This is a genomic window from Pseudomonas sp. P1_F1_2, assembly GCF_056405815.1.
The window spans coordinates 1-17,529 of the sequence record NZ_JBFUBK010000121.1 but is presented as its reverse complement, the minus strand read 5'-3'; the positions used below and the strand labels follow the sequence as shown (position 1 = coordinate 17,529).

Sequence of the window (17,529 nt, the reverse complement as noted above, 5' to 3'; positions counted from 1 at the left end):
TCTCACGACTGCTTCGCAGCCGGACGCAGCCTCGCTGGAGCTCGACAGCTGCTACAGAGCCGGACGCAGCCTCGCTGGAGCTCGACAGCTGCTACAGAGCCGGACGCAGCCTCGCTGGAGCTCGACAGCTGCTACAGAGCCGGACGCAGCCTCGCTGGAGCTCGTCAGCTGCTACAGAGCCGGACGCAGCCTCGCGCTGCTCGTTAGCTGCTACAGGTCGAAGTGGCGGTGATGATTACTTTTTGTCGGCCATCGCTTGCGTGTCGGCACTGATTGTTGGGCACCGTGTCCGGGCTGAGTAAATCTGACCGGAGCCTAATAATGATAAGAAAAAGCTCGGCCACAGCCGGAGTCCGACCGCGACTTCACAGGCTTGGCCACACCCGCCCGCAACCGCTTGCGCTGGCGATCCTCGCTGTCTTGACCGGGCCGGCCCAGGCCACCAGTTACGAGATCAACGAGGACTGGAGCCTGTCGACCAAAACCACCCTGACCCTGGGCAGCAGTTGGTCGACGCAAAACCCCGACAAAAGCCTGATGACCCGCGCCAACGCGCTGCAAGCCCAAGGCGTGCGCGCCAACGGCACCAGCGTCAGCGCCGACGACAACCGGCTGAACTTCGAGAAGGGCGACCCCATCTCGCAGGTCTTCAAGGGCCTCACCGATTTCAGTCTCGATGGCCAGGGCCAGGGGGCGTTCGTTCGCTTCAAGTATTGGTACGACCACGCCTACGAAACCCGTAACGGCCGCTTCAAGGATTTCGACGATTCGGGCTGGGACGACCTGTCGAAGTTCCAGGGTTTCAAGACGCTCGACGCCTACGTCTGGAAAGATTTCCAGGTGGCCGACCACCCGTTGAACGTCAAGGTTGGCAACCAGGTGTTGTCGTGGGGCGAGGCGTTGCTGATCCAGAACGGCATCAACGTGATCAACCCGCTGGACATCTCGGCGTTCAACCGCCCCGGTGTGGAAATCAAGGAAGGCCAGTTACCGGTGGAGATGGTCTCCTTCAGCTTCGGCCTGACGGACAGCCTCAACCTCGAAGGTTTCTACCAGTACAACTGGCGACCCAGCGTACTCGACGGTTGCGGCACGTTCTTCGCCAGCAGCGATGCCATCCAGCCTGGTTGCGGGCCGTTGTATTTGAGTCAGGTGCAGACCGATCAACAAATGCAGGCCGCGGGGTTGTACGCCACAGCCCGAGGTAATGAATCACCGTCCGACAACGGCCAGTTCGGCTTCGCCTTGCGCAACATCATCCATTCGCTGAACGATGCCGAAGCGGCGATCTACTACATCAACTATCACTCGCGCCTGCCGTATTTCACCCTCAACGCGAAGAACACCAGCCTGCCCGGGACGTTCCCCGGCGGTGTCCAGGCGCCGAGTTATGCGGCGGCGTTTCCGGAAAACATTCACCTGTACGGCCTCAGCCTCAACGGCGTCGAGCCCTACACCGGTATTTCCCTGGCCGGTGAATTGAGCTATCGGCCGAACATGCCACTGGCGATCAACGCACCGGACATCAACGTTGCGGTGATCTCCGGACCAGGCGGCAGTTCGTGGGTAGACCTGCCACCGGGCTTCAGCACGACCAATGGCAGTCGCTACGACGGTTGGGTGCGCAAAGGCGTCTGGCAGATGACCGGCTCGGCCACCCAGGCCATCGACAACGTGCTGGGCGCTACGCGCCTGAGCCTGTTCGGTGAGGCTGGTGTGGTGCACATCGACGACCTGGGTGACGAACGTCTGGGCCGCAACTCTGCGTTTGGCCGCAGTGCGCCGCGCAACGGCACGCTGTGCAACACCGTGGCTTCGGGCGTCACCAACCAGTACTGCACCGACAAAGGGTTTGCCACCGAGTGGTCGTGGGGTTATCGCCTGCGCGCCAGCCTCGAATACAGCGACGTGCTGCCCGGCGTCAACCTGATTCCGGCGGTCAACTGGCGGCAAGACATCTCCGGTTATTCCTACGATCCGCAAGGGCCGTTCCAGGAAGGCCAGCAAGCGTTGGGCGTGAGCCTGACCGGCGTCTACATGAACGATTACAGCGTGGAACTGGCCTACAACGCCTTCTTTGGTTCCAACGATTACAGCACCCTCGACGACCGCGATTTCGCATCCGTCAGCTTCAAGGCAGACTTCTAAGGAGAACCGTTATGCGTATGCAATTGTGCGTGCTGGCGCTGGCCTGCACCGTCGGCCTGGCTCAGGCTAAAGGCACTGATTCCGCCGCGCTGGGCAAAACCCTGACCCCCATGGGGTCGGAAATGGCTGGCAATGCCGACGGCAGTATTCCGGCCTGGACCGGCGGCCTGGCGAGCAACGCCGGCAGTGTCGACAGCAAGGGCGGCTACAGCGATCCGTATGCGTCGGAGAAGCCGTTGTTCACCATCGACGCGAATAACGTCGCGCAGTATCAGAAGTTTCTCAGCCCGGGGCAGATCGCGATGTTCAAGCGTTTTCCCGACAGCTACAAAATGAACATCTACCCGAGTCATCGCAGCGCCAACCTGCCCAAGGAAGTGTTGGCGCAGAGCCGCGACAACGTCGCCAAAACCAGCATGGCCGATGGCGGTAATGGCTTGCATGACTATGTGCACGGCATTCCGTTTCCGCTGCCTACCGAAGGCCTTGAGGTGATGTGGAACCACATGACCCGTTATCGCGGCGGCAGTTACGAGCGCATCAGCAGCTCGGCGCTGGTGCGTGAAAACGGCGCCACCAGTTACGTGCGCAACCAGTCGCTGATCAACTTCGCCGACACCGTCGGCGGGTTGGAGTCGGGCGCCAACATCCTGTTCATGTTCAAGAGCCGCGTGCTGGAACCGGCGCGTTTGTCCGGCGAAGCGGTGCTGGTGCACGAGCCGGTCGACCAGGTGGCCGAGCCACGTTCCGCGTGGCAATACCTGCCGGGCCAACGCCGGGTTCGCCGTGCGCCGATGATCGCCTATGACAACAGCGCCCGTTACAGCAACGGCCTGATCACCGCCGACAATATCGACGGCTACAACGGTGCACCGGATCGTTTTGACTGGAAGCTGATCGGCAAACAAGAGCTGTTCATCCCGTACAACAGCTACAAAATCGGCAGCCACAGCCTCAAGTACGACGAAGTGATCAAGCCCAACCACGTCAACCAGGACCTGGCGCGTTACGAGAAACACCGGGTGTGGGTGGTGGAAGCCACGCTCAAGCCCAGTGCCCGGCACATTTATGCCAAACGCCGATTCTATGTCGACGAAGACAGCTGGCAGATCGCTCAGTCGGACCAGTACGACAGTCGCGGCGAACTGTGGCGCAGCGGCGAACTGCACGCGATTCAGCAGTACGACCACGGCTTTACCTACAACGTGCTGGAAACGTCCTATGACCTGATTTCCGGGCGCTACTACGCCGGTGGTCTGGCCAACGAAGAGACTGAACCGATGCGCGTCGGCTTCTCGGCCAAGACCGATGACTACACCCCGTCGGACCTGCGGCGCTGGGCGAAGTAAATCGTATCTCACACACACCGCAAGTCCTTGTGGGGGTGGGCTTGCCCACGATGAGGTCTTCAGATTCAGCAGCTATGTTGACTGACACTCCGCCATCGCGGGCAAGCCCGCTCCCACAGGATTTCAGTGTTTGCATCCACCAGGAGATCAACCGTGCGCTACTGGATATCCGCTCTGGCCCTGGGCGCAAGCCTGGGCAGCGCTCATGCGACAACCCTCGATCAGCCGCAAGCCAAGGCGCTGGCGCAAGAGGCTTACGTCTTCGCCTACGCCACCGTCGAGCACGACAAAGTGCTCAGCGCCATCGCCGCCAGATTGCCATTCAACCGGCTGTACAGCGAGCCGCGATTGCTCGGCCCGCAAGACAACAAAGTGGTGTCGCCCAACAACGACACGTTCTATTCACGCGCTGTGCTCGACCTGCGTGGCGAGCCCATGGTGCTGGACGTTCCGGCCGTGGAAGGGCGCTACTACAGTTTCCAGCTGGTCGACATGCGCACCGACAACCTCGATTACATCGGCACCCGCGCCACCGGCAACACAGCCGGGCGTTACCTGATTGCCGGGCCGGATTGGCACGGTGAAACACCGAGCGGTTTCAGGGGTGTGATTCGCTCGCCGAGTCGCCTGGTGTTCCTGCTCGGGCGCACCGAGGTCAAGGGTGAGGCGGACCTGCAAGACGCAGCGAACGTGCTGAAGGGCTACGTTTTGGCGCCGTTATCGAAGGTGACCGGCGGGGTAATGCCGGCAGCGTTGGCTCCGTTGCAATTGCCTGCCTATCAAGACACCAAGCAAGGCCCGGCCCAGGCATTGTTCGCCACCTTCAATACCTTGGCGCCGCTGCATGAATGGACGCCAACCGAGCGTTCGAAACTTGAACGCTTCGCGGCCATTGGCGTGAAGCCGGGTGCCGCGTTCGAACCACCGGCAGCGCTGAGCGAAGCGATTGCCCAAGGTGCCGAGGCTGGGCGCGAACACGTCCGGTTGGCGTCGAGCCAGGTCTCAGTGGAGCAACAAGGCTGGTTTCGTTCGCCAACCAATGTCGGCAAGTTTGGGGATGACGACCTGACCCGCGCGGCGGTCGCCTGGCGCTATATCTACGCCAATGATCCGGTGGAAGCGGTCTACCCGATGGCCTTGCACGATGCGCAGGGCCAGACGCTGGATGGGCGTAAAACCTATCGCCTGCATTTCCCCGCCGGGCAATTGCCGCCCGTGAATGCCTTCTGGTCGTTGACCCTCTACGACGGCAAGAACCAGTTGCTCGCCGCCAATTCGATCCAGCGTTACGCCCTGGGTGATCGCAGCCCTGATTTGCACTATGACGCCGACGGTGGCTTGACCTTGATGCTGCAACCCGATGCGCCGACCGCCGCACAGCAGGGCAACTGGCTGCCGACCCCCGAGGGGCCGTTCAATGTGTTGTTGCGTTTGTACCTGCCCAAGGCCGGTGCGCTGGATGGCAGTTATCAGCTGCCGACGATTGCGAGGGTTGAGCCATGAATATGATGTTCAGTCGCCGCCGCATGCTGGGCAGCATGGGTGTGCTGGGCGGCAGTCTGGTGTTTCCACGCTGGTTGTTGGCCGCAGAATCCGATGACCTTCGAGCCATCGCGCAGGAGGCGTGGATCTACGCCTACCCGATGCTCATGCATTACCAGACCCTGGAAAAACAGCTGCTCAATCCCGCCGCGCCGGAATACGTCGGCKGCTTCAATCGCTTCCGTCACTACAGCGAGTTGTACACCCCGAAGAACCGCGAAATTGTCACCCCGAACAACGACACGCCGTACTCCTGGGCCTGGCTCGATTTGCGCAGCGAACCGCAGGTGCTGAGTGTGCCGGCGGTCGACGAGGACCGCTACTACGTGCACCAGTTGGTGGACCAATACACACACAATTTTGCTTACGTCGGCGTGCTCAGCACCGGTCGAGAGGCGGGGGATTACCTGATCGCCGGGCCTGACTGGCAAGGGCTGACGCCACCCGGAATCAAAGCCGTGCTGCGCAGCGAGACCGAGATCGTCATGGTGCTGGGACGCACCGGCCTGAAAAACGCTGAAGACTTGCCGGCCGTGCGCGCGTTGCAGCAGCAATACCGTTTGCGTGCCCTGCATGAATACACCGCCAGCGCTGCACCGATCGCGGCGCCCGCAATTGACTGGCCGGCGTGGGACAGTAAAAGCGGATTGGGGCCCTCGTTCATTGCCGTGTTGAATCAGCTCCTCACGCTGTGCCCGACTCAACCGCCCGAGCGGGCATTACGTGCCCGTTTCGCCCGCATCGGCATCGTGCCGGGCCAGGCGTTCGATGTTGATGGGGTATCGGTGGAAACCCGTCAGGCGTTAATCGCCGGAATCGCCGATGCCCAGGCGCAATTGCAAACCGCGGTGAGCCAGGTGCGCACTACGCTGGGCCTGTTTGGCACCCGCGAAGCGCTGCAAGGCAATTACCTCAACCGCGCGGTCGCGGCGCACGTCGGCATCTACGGCAACAGTGTCGAAGAGGCGTTCTACACCGGCAGTCGTCAGGACAATCAGGGGCAACCCTTACAGGGCGGGCGTCAATATCGACTGCGTTTTGCGCCGGGGCAATTGCCGCCGGCCAGCGAGTTCTGGTCGTTGACCTTGTATGACTTGCCGGACCGGCAATTGGTCGCCAACCCGATTGATCGTTACTGCCTGAGCAGCCGCGATTCGTTGCTGGCGGATGCGGACGGCGGGTTGACGTTGCTGATRCAGCCTTCGGCACCCCAAGTCCAGAGCAACTGGCTGCCGACGCCGGCGAGCGGGGCGTTTACGCTGGTGCTGCGGCTATACGGGCCGCAACAGCAAGTGGTTGAACAGCGGTGGAAGATGCCGGCGGTTGAAGTGGTTCCGGCTTAATGATCGTTCCCACGCTCCGCGTGGGAATGCCTCCCGTGACGCTCAGCGTCACGCCCGTTGGGACGCGGAGCGTCCCTTGATGCATTCCCACGCAGAGCGTGGGAACGATCTTTGTGTGATCAGGGCGTGACGATGTTGAATTGCGGGGTAAAGGTATCCAGGCTACCCATCAATTCCGCAATCTTCTTTCCGTTCCCCTGTAACTTGATCAACCCCTTCTGAATCGCCGTCGGGAAGTCCAGTTGCTTGAGGCTGATCTGCTCCAGTGTTGCCTTGCTCATGCTCACACCGGCATCGGCCTGAGGGTTGAGCCCGGCGCGGTGGGTCAGTACACCATTGCGCAGGGTCAGGGTGAAGTCCTTGTTCTGGTCTTCGAACGTCCAGTTCAGGGTCATGTCGTGGCCCACGGCTTTGTCGCTGTCGAGGCGAATGGCCAGGAAATCGAAGAACATTTCAGGGCTCATCGCTCGCACCATGTCCCCCGACACCGAGCTACCGGCGTGCGCTGGTACACCGTTGCGCAGTTCCATGGCGCCGGTCAGGTACATGTTGCGCCACGTGGCGTTTTCGCTTTGATAACCCATCTGTTCCAGTGTCTCGGCCTGAGCCTTGCGGGCGTCCGGGTTCTCCGGGTCGGCGAACAGCAACTGGTTGCCCAATTGCGCGGCCCAGCGGTAATCACCCTTGGCCATCGCCGCGTGCATTTTCTCCAGCACCGCCGCTTGGCCACCCATGGCCTCGACACTGCGTTTGGCGGTTTCCACCGGCGGCAATGGATTGAGATTGGCCGGATTACCGTCGTAGAAACCCAGGTAGCGCTGATACACCGCCCGCACGTTGAAACTCAGCGAGCCGTAGTAACCCCGGGTGTACCACTTCTGGTCCAGAGTGCCCGGCAATTTCTTGATGGCGTCGGCGACTTCCAGCGGTGTCAGCCCCTGGTTCAACAGATGCAGGGTGCGGTCGTTGAGGAAGGCATACATGTCACGCTGATCGGCCAGGAACGTGCGGATCCGCTCGCCACCCCAGGTCGGCCAGTTGTGCTGGGCGAATAACACGTCGCTCTTGTCACCGTAGCGCGCCAGGCTGCTGTCCAGGTATTGCGCCCAGGCCTTGGCGTCACGCACTTGTGCGCCACGCGGGGTGAGGATGTTGTGCATCATCTGCGTTGCGTTTTCCGCCATGCACAAGGCCCGCAGTTGCGGCAGGTACAGGTTCATTTCCGCCGGCGCTTCGGTGCCCGGCGTCAGTTGGAACTCCACGTCCAGGCCCGCGATGGTGCGGGTCTCCAGCTCTTTTTCGATCAAGTCGGTGGGCGGGATCAGGGTGACCGTGCCGCCGCTCGGCGAGCTCTTGCCCAGGCCCGCGTCGACCTGACCACGCTCACCACGGGGCAACAGGCTGCCGAACTGATACTGCGCACGACGGCTCATCGCGTTGCCGGCGAACACGTTTTCGCTCATGACGTGTTCCATGAACCCGACGGGGGCGAACACCTTGACCTTGCCTGCCTTGACGTCGGCCTCATCGACCACGCCGCGCACACCACCGAAGTGGTCGACGTGGGTGTGGCTATAAATCACTGCCACCACCGGTTTGCGTGGGCGGTTCTGGTAGTACAGCTCCAGCGCCGCTTTCGCGGTTTCGGTGACGGTCAGCGGGTCGATGATGATCAGCCCGTCGTCACCTTCGATGATGGTCATGTTGGCCAGGTCGAGGCCGCGCACCTGATACAACCTTGGGCTGACTTCGAACAGCCCGGCATGGGCACTGAGTTGCGCCAGGCGCCAGAGGCTGGGGTTGATCGAGTCCGGGTTTTTGTCCTTGGCCAGGAAGTCATAGGCTTGTACATCCCAGATGACCTTGCCGGCCGCCTCCTTGATCTGGCCCTTGAAAGGTGCGATCAAGCCCTTGCTGACCGACTCGTAATCGGTGCGGTCGCTAAAGGGCAGTTGTTGCAGGACCGCCGCATTGTTGGCCGCGGTTTGTGCGCTGGCGGCGACCGGTTCATCGGCGGCGGCCACCGATTGCGCCAGGCAAGCAGTAATCAGGCAGGCCAACAGGCCACGAGGGCTTAAAGTGAAACGAGGCATGGTGTCTCCGTTTTTTATGGTTATGGTCAGACCAGCCTCCGAGGGTAAGTGGGCAGGCGGGAAGGGCAGCAATCGGCACCGGACAAAAAACATGCAGGGCCGCTATCCTTGCTTCACGTTGATCAAACAGGTTTGCCCATGCTTCAGGTCCAAGGCGTCTACAAAAGCTACGCCACCCCACAAGGTCCGTTGCCGGTGTTGCAAGGCGTCGACCTGACCCTCAAACCCGGCGGCAGCCTGGCGCTGATGGGTGAATCGGGCAGCGGCAAAAGCACCTTGCTGCACTTGATTGCCGGCCTGGACAAGGTCGATCAGGGCAGCATCCGCAGCGGTGAACATCGTCTGGAGCAGATGAGTGAAGGCCAACTGGCCAACTGGCGGCGCACTGAAATCGGCCTGGTGTTCCAGCAGTTCAACCTGATCGGCAGCTTGCGCGTCGAAGACAACCTGGCGTTTCAGGCGCGGCTGGCGGGGCGGCACGACCCGCGCTGGCAGGCGCATCTGGTGCAGCGCTTGGGCTTGAACGATTTGTTGCGCCGCTATCCCGAGCAACTGTCCGGCGGGCAACAGCAGCGTGTCGCCCTGGGGCGCGCGTTGGCGTCGAAACCCGCATTGCTGCTGGCCGACGAACCCACTGGCAGCCTCGATGAAGCCACCAGTGACGAGGTGCTGAAGTTGCTGCTGGAATTGCTCGACGACACACCCACCACGTTGTTAATGGTCACGCACAGCCCACGGGTGGCTGCGCGGCTCGCGGAAAAGGTGGTGTTGCACGGTGGTCGTCTGGCTGGCACGGACGAACGCTGAGGTGCGGGTTTTTCGCGAGACGCTACGGGCACTGCTCAGCCATTGGCGGCAGCATCCGGTGCAATTTTTCAGCGTGCTGACCGGGCTCTGGCTCGCCACCGGTTTGCTCACGGGCGTACAGGCATTGAACAGCCAGGCGCGGGAAAGCTATGCCCGAGCCAGTCAGTTAATCGGCGGCGAACCACAGGCCAGCCTCAGCGGGCCCGATAGTGGAACGTTTTCTCAAGGGCTGTTTGTCGAACTGCGCCGTTCAGGCTGGCCGGTGTCGCCGGTGCTGCAAGGCCGAGTGACGCTCAAGGGCCATGAAGACCAGCGCCTGCAACTGATGGGCATCGAGCCGGTGTCGCTGCCCCCCGGGTCATCGGTGGCGGGGCAAGCGTTACCGATTGAGCAGATTGTCGAGTTTTTCAGTGCGCCGGGCAGTACCTGGATTTCACCGCAGACCTTGCAGGCCTTGGGGCTGCACGAAGGCGAACGGCCGATAAGTGCGAATGGCATGGCATTGCCGCCGCTGCGCGTTGAAACCGACATGGCGCCCGGTGTTTTGCTGGTCGATATTGGCTTCGCTCAGCAGATTCTGGGCCTGCCGGATCAACTGTCACGACTGTTGTTGCCCAAGGGGTTCAGCGCCTCGATACCTGACGCATTCAAGGGCCAACTCCAGCTCAAGACCCGTGGCGAGGAGAACAATCTCGCGCGCTTGACCGAAAGCTTTCACCTGAACCTTGATGCGCTGGGGTTTCTGTCATTCGTGGTCGGTTTGTTCATTGTTCACGCGGCCATCGGCCTGGCGCTGGAACAACGCCGGGGACTGCTCAGGACCTTGCGTGCCTGTGGCGTCAGTGCCCGAATGCTCATCGCGTGCCTGGTGGTTGAGCTCGGCGCTCTGGCGCTGATCGGCGGCCTCGCCGGTGTGGTCAGCGGCTACCTGTTGGCCAGTGTGCTGTTACCGGACGTCGCCGCCAGCCTGCGCGGTTTGTACGGCGCCGAAGTGGCGGGGCAGTTGAGCCTCAGCCCGTGGTGGTGGCTCAGCGGAGTCGGCCTGAGTGTGCTCGGTGCGTTGCTGGCCGGCGCGAACAGTCTGCTGCGAGCGGCGCGTTTGCCACTGCTGGCGCTGGCCGATCCTCAAGCCTGGCATCAGGCTCATGCGCGTTGGTTGCGGCGCCAGGGCTGGGTGGCAGCGATGGCGGCCGTGATTGCGCTCAGCGCCTTGATCTGGGGCGACAGCCTGGCCAGTGGCTTTGTACTGATGGCGGCGCTGTTGCTCGGCGCCGCGCTGGCGCTGCCGGTGGTGCTCAATGCCGCGCTCAACCTGGTATTGCCGCGCAGTCATTCAGTGCTTGGCCAATGGTTTATCGCCGATTGCCGGCAGCAATTACCGGCCCTGAGTCTGGCGTTGATGGCGCTGCTGTTGGCACTCGCGGCGAATATCGGCGCCGGCAGCATGACCGCCGGTTTTCGCCAGACCTTCAGCAACTGGCTCGAACAACGCCTGACGGCCGAGTTGTACATCAATCCGCAAAACCCGGCGCAGTCTCGCGAACTGCACACGTGGCTCAAACAGCAACCGCACGTCTCGGCGGTACTGCCTAGCTGGCAAGTTTCGATCCAGTTGCAAGGCTGGCCGGCGGATATTTTTGGCGTGATCGACCACCCGACCTATCGCCAGCACTGGCCGTTGCTGGAGGCCTTGGGCGATAACCCATGGGAGCAACTGGCCAGGGACGACACGCTGATGCTCAGCGAACAACTGGCCCGACGCCTGAAGGTGCGGCTCGGCGATCACCTGACGATTCCCACGCCGAACGGTTCGTGGTCGCCGCGCATCGTCGGAATCTACGCCGATTACGGCAATCCCAAGGGCCATCTGCTGGTCAATGTCAGCCATCTGCTGCGGGGCTGGCCACAGCAAGCCCCCAACCGCTTTAATCTGCGTATCGAGCCGGAATCGATCCCCCCGTTCATCACCGCGTTACAGGCACAGTTCGCGCTGGACGACAGCCGTATCGTCGACCAGGCGCGGCTCAAGGGCTGGTCGACGCAAGTGTTCGAACGCACCTTCGCCGCCACCGCCGCACTCAACAGCCTGACCCTCTGCGTGGCGGGCGTGGCACTGTTTATCAGCCTGCTGACCCAAAGCCAAAGCCGCCTCGGGCAACTGGCGCCGTTGTGGGCGCTGGGCGTGACGCGTCGGCAATTGATGCTGCTCAACCTCGGGCAAACCTGGTTGCTGGCGCTGTTGACGCTGGTGCTGGCGTTACCGCTGGGGATCGCGCTGGCGTGGTGCCTGGACGCGGTGATCAACGTCCAGGCGTTCGGTTGGCGTCTGCCGTTGCGGGTTTTTCCGTTGCAACTGATGCAGTTGATGGGGCTGGCCTTGATCGCAACATTACTGGCGTCGGCGTGGCCGCTGTACTCGCTGTACCGCACGCAACCGGCGGACCTGCTGAGGACGTTTGCTCATGAGGATTAACCTCGGCGTGGTGTTGCTGATGCTTCTGTTGAGCGGCTGCGATCACCCGGCGCCGGATGAAAAAGGCTTCGCGGGTATGGGCGGCGAGGCGGCGGCTTTTACCCCGGTGGTGCCCGGTCGGGTGTTCAACTTCCCGGCAGATCATGGGCCACATGACGGCTTTCGCATCGAGTGGTGGTACGTCACCGCCAATCTCAGGGACGAGCAGGGCCGCGAGTTTGGCGTGCAATGGACACTGTTTCGCAGCGCCTTGAAAGCAATGCCCGAGGTGGCGGGGTGGGGTAATCAGACAATCTGGCTGGGGCATGCCGCCGTAACGTCGGCGACCGTGCATCATGCTGCCGAACGCTATGCCCGTGGTGGTGTGGGGCAGGCGGGAGTGAGGGTGGCGCCCTTTGATGCCTGGATCGATGACTGGCGTTTCAATAGTCAGCGTTCCGATCCTTTAACGGATCTTCAACTCAGCGCCCGGGACAAGGATTTCGCCTACCAACTTCGCCTGACATCTACCCGTCCGCCGGTGCTTCAGGGCGACAAAGGCTTCAGCCAGAAATCCGAACAGGGCCAGGCGTCGTACTACTACAGCCAACCGTTTTTCCAGGCCAGCGGCACGCTGGAAATCGATGGCAACACCTATCAAGTCAGCGGCCCGGCCTGGCTCGACCGCGAATGGAGCAGCCAGCCGCTGACCGCCAATCAGACCGGTTGGGACTGGTTCTCGCTGCACCTGGACAGCGGTGAGCAGGTGATGCTTTATCGCATGCGCAACAAGGAAGGCGCGCCGTACCTCACTGGCACCTGGATCGACGCTCAGGGGCAGACGCAGCCATTGCACGCCGACGACATCCGCCTCACACCGCAAGACACCGCCAACGTCGCCGGCCGTTCGATGCCCGTGCGCTGGTCGATCAAAATCCCCGGTAAACACCTCGATATCACCCTAACGGCCCTCAATCCCGACGCCTGGATGGATTTGCGCATTCCCTATTGGGAAGGGCCGGTGCAACTGAGTGGCAGCCACGCGGGGCAAGGCTATCTGGAAATGACCGGGTATTGAGTCGCAGCTTTCGGTAGATCGCGGGCTAAGTCGAGCATGTTCACGACGCGCTGCGTGCCACTCCCTTGACCTGGCGCAAGGAAAGCGCCAATAGCACCGACGGTGGTGAATACCTCGCAGAAGAAACTTCGAACACTCCTTGAACTGCGTCTATGCTCATGGGCACGGATCGCGTCGGCGCCTGAGCCAGAGCGGTCTGTTGTCATTTATTACCAAGGAATGTATCGCCTATGAAACTCCACGCACTGACCAAAGCCATCACCCTTGCTACCTTGCTGTCTGCCGTCAGCCTTGGCGCCATGGCGGCGGACATTCCGCTGTCTAACGTGGTGGAAGCGGCAACGATCACCGCTGATGTTGTCTCGGTCGACGCCAAAAGCCATCAAGTCACCCTTAAAGGGCCAGAAGGTAACGAGACGACGCTGCAACTGACCGACAAGGCGAAAAACCTTGCCAACCTCAAAGCTGGCGATAAGGTCACAGTCGAAGTTGCCCGCTCCGTCGCGGCATACCTCGACACCGACGTCGACAAGGGCCTGCCAGGCTCCACCGAGCGCACGGGCGAAGTCCGAGCGGCACCGGGCGGTTCCATGCCTGCCGGCGAAGCTTACCGTCAGGTTCAAGTTCAGCTGAAAATCACCAAAATCGATTTGGCAAAACATGAATTGACCTTCGAAAACCCGGCTGGCCAGTCCAAAACGGTTGAAGTGGTAGAGCCGAAAGTTCAAGCGAAACTCAAGGACCTGAAAGTAGGGCAAACCGTTGTTGTCACCTACACAGACCTTCTGAAAGTGACCAGCGCACACTAAAATTGAGTGTTGGCTCTATAAAAAATGATTGTTCTTGTATAACTTTTTGTACAAGAACAATCAGTTTTAATGAACGGGTTGGTGAGTTTTATTCATTCGTCTGAATAGTATTTCATCCGACATGTTGTTAAACATTGTGTTTATAAATTTCATGTTCGCGAGGCGGACATCTTCACCTGCTTCTATTAAACTTCCCCCGTTCGTCCAGTGTCATGGCTCTTTACCAGTGCATGGAATGCCGAGGCTGTTGCACTGGGCGAACACTTTTTGGCAGCGCGTATGCGACGTGCTGACAATGAATACATAAAAAACGGGCGATCACTGGATCGCCCGTTTTTTTTTGCAGTCACTTTGCGGTGTCGTCGTGTCGTGCAATGCGTCGAGGGCGCATTGATGCCGATGTCGGGCATGTATCGAGCCAATGGGTCAAAGGGGCCAGCGCACGGTTCAAATGACCATCAGATTCCCGTACGCGGTGCTCCCGCCTGCATATGCCCGGCCTCATTTCCTTCGGAAATTTCCTACATTTTTGTAGTGTGCCTCTTTGCTATAACCAAAGCCTCAAAATGTAACGTGGTTCATAACCACTCAACGTCTGGGGTAAGTTTATTTATGCCTACTGATCCGCCATCGAACAGTCCAATGCCTAACGTTTTGCGACCGGCGTCCCCCAACAATCCTTCCGGTCATCAAAAATCAACGCGAGGCCCAATACTCGGTCAAGGGGCAACCTCTGCATCATCACCTCCCTTCACCATGCCCACTGGCGTGGTGATCGCAGCGACCAAACCTGCGGCGTCAAAAGCAGCTCCCTTTCAAATCCCTAAACTCTGCCCCCAGTGCAAGACCAATCACACGGGTGCTTGTACGCTTAAAAAGTCGACACCGACCCCTTCAATCGCTAGAAAATCTGTTCCTGCTCAAGAGGTCTTTGACAAATACAAGACCGGCTACGATGCAACAGATAGAGTTTTGCCCTTTACCATCATGAAGGATGTAACAAACGACTCGCTGGTTTTTTCTGATAAAAAAGCCAATCAAAAACAAATGGATAAAGCATCGAATAAAAAGTTTACCCTCCGGCACTACACCACCTCAGTCGATGGGCCGCCTAGATTTAACGCGATTGAACCGAATTTTGAGTTGGTTAACAAAGGGGTGAAAACACTTCATCGGACTCAGGCCAGCAACACAAATGAAGACGACTGGAACCGCTTGGGTAATACAGCCTTCACGTTCTTTTTGTTAGCCATCGACGGGAAGGTTTCCGGGCGAAAATTTTTAGCCCAGGCGACACATTATGCGGAAATTGATTTGGAGGACTCCGGCCAGTTGTCCGCCCTGGGACTCGATACGGCTGAGTTTTTTGCATCTGCGGATTTGTTGCATGAGAAGGATTTAACTAAGACCAAGGTGGTTAAAGGCCCGTTAACGGAGTTTAAGTCTTTAATGCTTGCCAGTTCAGGGGTTCAAGCAATTCAGTTGGGGTTGATGGGGCCGGAAGTTTTGCTTCGTTCGATTGATGAGCAGTTTTTAGGAAGTCTGGAGGTTAAAATTCCGGGTTCGGTAGCGGTGGGGCGGTGGGTTTCGGTTTAGAGCGGAAAGGGGGATGAGTTATTTCGTGTAAATAAATACGTCCGCTTTGTTCTGTTGGGCGTGTGGAAATACATTTGTTGCTTTGCTGTGATTCTTAAATGGCCCATTTGTCTAAAGGCAATACGTTCATATTTTTTGAGAGTGTCTCTTTCGCTTCTCCGAGTGTCATATGGTTCCGGTCGCTGTATTGTCAGGATCAATTACTCCGTTGTCTTCCCATTTGCACAGATCACAAATTTCGTAGTTTGCTCTCGACGATAATGTGCGGTAACTGCAGCAAGGACAAGCTTCCATTGGTTCGATGAGCCCCAATACTTCATGCTCGCCGAATCCCATTTTTTTCATGTGGCTAGATAAATACAAATTTGTCACGCCCTTGTATTCTGAGCGCAAAGCAATCAATAACAATTCGTCATATAGAGGATTCTGTACGTCACTTGGCGGTTCGTCGTTTGAGATAAGTAGATGTTGCATTTCTTTTGAAAGCAAGGAGAACACTTCGTCGCTGTCATCAATCCCCCACCAATTCAGTAGCAGTGATTCACGCGCATCATTGTTGAGAGCAGCTAAAGCTTTTTGGCTCAGCTTGTAAACTGCATCGGATCGAGAGGTTTTTTGCATGTTAAAGTACTTTTGCTAAATCAATTGCTGAATTCGTATAAAAATATGTCTGTTTCCTTTCTTTGTCTTTCTTGGTTGTTTTTATATTTCTATTTTGATTAGAGCATTGGATATTACCTGTTGTAGTTCTTTCCAGTTTTTTGCTTTTTCGCTGAAAATTGGTTGCTCCCAATCATGGGATTTAATTAGTGAGACTTTGAAAGTGCCATCTTCGCAGAACTCCGGATACCAGCCGATATCAATGAGTTGATCATGGGGGAAAACAGCTTGGAATAGATCCTCCTTTAAATCATCAATAATTATTGATATATCAATATCTTGATTTAGGTGGGATATGTCATCAAATGTGATTCTTCCGCCAAGTTCAATTATTTTTTTCGTGTTCATTTAATTTTTCTTCATTTTTGTGAGTTTTTTAAATGCATCTTCGGAAATAGGATGGCCATGAATAGTGTTCGCACCTAGCTCAACCCTCATGAATCGCGTTTCGTTACCGTCGTTAGTGGCCAATGGTTTCCCCTAGTCAATGACTTTTCACGGCTTTCCATCTTTGACGTCCTGACTATCCTTGAACGCGTGACGCTCAAGTGCTTCAGTGTTCCAAGCGTGAAAAGGGATAGATTGATTTTTCTTTATGGAAAATCAATCTATCCTTTCTTTTGTTTGACTTAGAAATAAAAAAACAGCCCAGTTTTGCTTTTCAGTGCTAGCTTGTTCAGGGTTATAATTTTTCTAATATCTAAAGTTTGGTGTGTTCGTAAGCGCTTGTTAAAATATTTAGAGATGTGGTTAGTTCGATGTTGCCTTGAATACTTTCGTCTTCGTACTCATCTATAAATTTTCCTAGTGATGAGTTTATTTTTTAAAGTACTCCAGATTGCAATAATTTTGCGTAGTGCTCTTCTGGTAATTGAAGTTTCTCAAGATCAGCAAGCAAACACTCATCTAGATCTAAGCGTTTCATTGCTTCAGAGCTCAATGGGACGGAGATTGTTTTCATTTCATGTCCCCTTATTAAAGTGCGTTACTTCATTGTATTCGCTCTGCGTTCTGCCTGCCTGCTTTCCATTGGGCAATTTTTTGTTGCTGGGTACAATCCTTTGTAAATCCAGATACTTCCTTTTGGCTGGAAGCGGGTGCGAAAAGGGGACGGATTTATTTTCTTGCGTGAAAATAAATCCGTCCCTTTTTTTTGTCCATTTTTTGTCTTTTTTTTTGCGCCTAAATAGCGTCGGAGTCCTTGTTGTTCAGGTACACCGAGGGGCCGCAAAGTAAAGGAGATTCTGTTGTGAACTCAATCATTGAGTTTTTGTTTGATGCTTGGATTGTAAATATGGTTTCTTTTTTTGTAATTGTTATGTTTAATTTATCTGTTGTAGGTATATTTTTTATCAGAACGTTTTTGATGTCGCCACAATTTAATCCAATTCGACACGTATTGAAGTGATTCTTTTTCCATTTTGCTGGATGTGCGTCAGGGAGTTCCTCTATATCAAACTCCATTATTATCGTTGGTCTGCTGTTATCAATATTTAAAGCGAAAAGGTCAATGGTGCCGATCGCTATGGGTGTCGTGAAAATCTGGTTAAAAAAAGTGCTGCCGTCAATATCATTCCAGAATTTCATAATTACTCCTTGAAGTAGAAGTGATCTTTTGCACTTGGGATTTTACCCGTTCTGGTGTTTTCAAT

Annotated in this window: 13 protein-coding genes; 9 read left to right on the top strand and 4 right to left on the bottom strand. The window is 57.3% G+C overall.

The window, feature by feature from the left end; translation table 11 throughout:
* The first annotated feature begins 321 nt into the window (after positions 1-321).
* From AC1D2P_RS26495 to AC1D2P_RS26480, 4 genes are all read left to right on the top strand, one after another.
* The gene (locus tag AC1D2P_RS26495; RefSeq protein WP_477757442.1) at positions 322-2,148 is read left to right on the top strand and encodes a DUF1302 domain-containing protein; all 1,827 of its coding nucleotides are present in this window, start codon (positions 322-324) and stop codon (positions 2,146-2,148) included.
* Positions 2,149-2,159: 11 nt separating this feature from the next.
* Positions 2,160-3,497, top strand: a complete 1,338-nt coding sequence (locus AC1D2P_RS26490) for a DUF1329 domain-containing protein (RefSeq protein WP_477757443.1) — start codon at positions 2,160-2,162, stop codon at positions 3,495-3,497.
* 153 nt (positions 3,498-3,650) lie between these two features.
* On the top strand, positions 3,651-5,000 hold the full coding sequence (locus AC1D2P_RS26485) for a DUF1254 domain-containing protein (RefSeq protein ID WP_477757444.1): 1,350 nt from the start codon (positions 3,651-3,653) through the stop codon (positions 4,998-5,000).
* Positions 4,997-6,382, top strand: a complete 1,386-nt coding sequence (locus AC1D2P_RS26480; protein ID WP_477811673.1) for a DUF1254 domain-containing protein — start codon at positions 4,997-4,999, stop codon at positions 6,380-6,382. Before AC1D2P_RS26485 ends, AC1D2P_RS26480 begins: the two co-directional genes overlap by 4 nt.
* Positions 6,383-6,501: 119 nt before the next feature.
* On the opposite strand, the gene AC1D2P_RS26475 is transcribed toward AC1D2P_RS26480, so the two are convergent.
* A complete protein-coding gene (locus AC1D2P_RS26475; RefSeq protein WP_477757446.1) occupies positions 6,502-8,475 on the bottom strand; it encodes an alkyl/aryl-sulfatase in 1,974 nt (657 codons plus the stop codon).
* A gap of 138 nt (positions 8,476-8,613) precedes the next feature.
* Here AC1D2P_RS26475 and AC1D2P_RS26470 point away from each other — a divergent pair, with 138 nt between their 5' ends.
* From AC1D2P_RS26470 to AC1D2P_RS26450, 5 genes are all read left to right on the top strand, one after another.
* Positions 8,614-9,282: an ABC transporter ATP-binding protein gene (locus tag AC1D2P_RS26470; RefSeq protein ID WP_223524485.1), complete on the top strand. Its 669-nt coding sequence runs from the start codon at positions 8,614-8,616 to the stop codon at positions 9,280-9,282.
* A gap of 1 nt (position 9,283) precedes the next feature.
* On the top strand, positions 9,284-11,755 hold the full coding sequence (locus AC1D2P_RS26465; protein WP_477757447.1) for an ABC transporter permease: 2,472 nt from the start codon (positions 9,284-9,286) through the stop codon (positions 11,753-11,755).
* Entirely contained in the window at positions 11,745-12,812 is a 1,068-nt protein-coding gene (locus AC1D2P_RS26460; RefSeq protein ID WP_477757448.1) for a lipocalin-like domain-containing protein, read from the top strand. The genes AC1D2P_RS26465 and AC1D2P_RS26460 overlap by 11 nt, the downstream gene beginning before the upstream one ends.
* A 230-nt stretch (positions 12,813-13,042) precedes the next feature.
* On the top strand, positions 13,043-13,621 hold the full coding sequence (locus tag AC1D2P_RS26455) for a hypothetical protein (RefSeq protein ID WP_046027825.1): 579 nt from the start codon (positions 13,043-13,045) through the stop codon (positions 13,619-13,621).
* Positions 13,622-14,263: 642 nt separating this feature from the next.
* Positions 14,264-15,217 carry a hypothetical protein gene (locus AC1D2P_RS26450; RefSeq protein WP_477757449.1) on the top strand — a complete coding sequence of 318 codons (954 nt, stop codon included), beginning with the start codon at positions 14,264-14,266 and terminating at the stop codon, positions 15,215-15,217.
* A gap of 165 nt (positions 15,218-15,382) precedes the next feature.
* On the opposite strand, the gene AC1D2P_RS26445 is transcribed toward AC1D2P_RS26450, so the two are convergent.
* The 3 genes from AC1D2P_RS26445 to AC1D2P_RS26435 form a co-directional block, all read right to left on the bottom strand.
* Positions 15,383-15,838, bottom strand: coding sequence for a CPCC family cysteine-rich protein (locus AC1D2P_RS26445; protein ID WP_477757450.1), 456 nt, complete (start codon positions 15,836-15,838; stop codon positions 15,383-15,385).
* Between the two features lie 81 nt (positions 15,839-15,919).
* On the bottom strand, positions 15,920-16,225 hold the full coding sequence (locus tag AC1D2P_RS26440) for a hypothetical protein (RefSeq protein ID WP_223512864.1): 306 nt from the start codon (positions 16,223-16,225) through the stop codon (positions 15,920-15,922).
* 834 nt (positions 16,226-17,059) lie between these two features.
* Positions 17,060-17,464 carry an Imm50 family immunity protein gene (locus tag AC1D2P_RS26435; RefSeq protein ID WP_477757451.1) on the bottom strand — a complete coding sequence of 135 codons (405 nt, stop codon included), beginning with the start codon at positions 17,462-17,464 and terminating at the stop codon, positions 17,060-17,062.
* Positions 17,465-17,529 lie beyond the last annotated feature (65 nt).